General features: G+C 37.0%; 2 protein-coding genes. Both read right to left on the reverse strand.

Annotated elements, in window-relative coordinates; translation table 11 throughout:
• On the reverse strand, positions 1 to 356 hold a 356-nt coding region (locus Q0296_RS08985), incomplete at its 3' end, for a hypothetical protein (RefSeq protein ID WP_298039584.1).
• A gap of 184 nt (positions 357 to 540) precedes the next feature.
• The coding region (locus Q0296_RS08990) for a type II and III secretion system protein (RefSeq protein WP_298039588.1) at positions 541 to 1355 on the reverse strand (815 nt) is incomplete at its 5' end.

Consider the following 1355-nt stretch of genomic DNA (forward strand, 5'->3'; position numbering starts at 1 on the left):
TATTCATCGGCAGCGTCAGATGTGTATAAGAGACAGTTATAGCACTCAAAAAGATAAGGAATAGTATGCGCAGGAACGTAAAAAAGAGCATGAATATGCGGCACGCCGTCCTTTTTATGCGGCTCAAAGCAGCGAACATAGGAGCGATCAACGCCTTTATATTTCTTATAATAGCGTTTAATTAAAAGCAACCATTGATAATTTAAAATCTGGACTAAATCCCTAATTTCAAGCTTTTCGCCGTTTTTCATACGAGATTTTATATCGCTAGGGATATATTTCCAATCAAGCGACTTAAATTTGCCGTATTCGCCCTTTAAAGCACCGCGAAAGCAACCATTTAGCGTGATAGTCAAAAATACTCCTTTTTGCTGATACATAATGCTAAAAGAGTTTAAGGTATTGATACGATTTGAGACTTCAGCATAATAACGCTTGCTAAAATTTGCGGACATTGATATATCAAGAAGGCTTTTTACTTCGCCGAGATTATTTACAAAGGAGAAATTTTGCATATAGTCTCTTTGAAACTTTACAAATTTAAATTACCTGTATCGTTAAAGTTACGACTGAGTCTATTTCTTGATCTTGCTCGACAGAAAAAAGATATTTAAGTAAAAAGATGTCTTTAAGTATGGGGATGCCGTTACGTTGTTTTTGATTAGTACTTTTGTTTATGCCGGATAAGACTAAGATGTCGCCGCGTTTTAGAGAATACGAGCTTTTAAGCTCCTTTTTTGATGTGGTAGGGGTTAGGGTATTGCTTGATGATAAAAGGTCCTCGAGGATAAGATGTAAATCAAAATCTATATGATCGCGTAAAATGATAGGTTTTAGAGTTACTTTGAGACCAACGTCTTTGTATTCGTATGAATTTTGCGTAGTCGTTTGAGTGGCTGAAGTTTGGCTATTTTGCACCAGGTAGGGAATGTTTTGGACAGTTGAGAAATATCCCTCGGTATGGTTGCGAGCCGTTAAAAAAGGGCTGGATATGATTTTGGTAAGCCCATTGGTATCAAGGAAATTTAAAACGCCAAAAAAGCCGTCATCATCGTTTCTAATTACGTTTGAGTTCGTGGTATAGGGCGAAGTGATTAAATTTATGTAATAAGCCAAATCACCGTGATTTAGCGGCTTAAGCAAGCTTTGAAGCTTTGTGCCGCGATCTTTGATGTCTTTTAAATTTGTTTCGGTTATGGTAAGTTTAAACTGTACCTGCTCGAGCTGCTTATCTATACTCTTTATCGCGTCTTTAATTTGATCGTAGATATGCTCGTCAGCGCGGAAAAATACGGAGTTAGATGATTTGGAATAAGTTGCATTGATTTCAAAGTTTGAGATAATGCGCTGTACGT

It is taken from the genome of uncultured Campylobacter sp. (genome assembly GCF_937890585.1).
Taxonomy (GTDB): domain Bacteria; phylum Campylobacterota; class Campylobacteria; order Campylobacterales; family Campylobacteraceae; genus Campylobacter_A.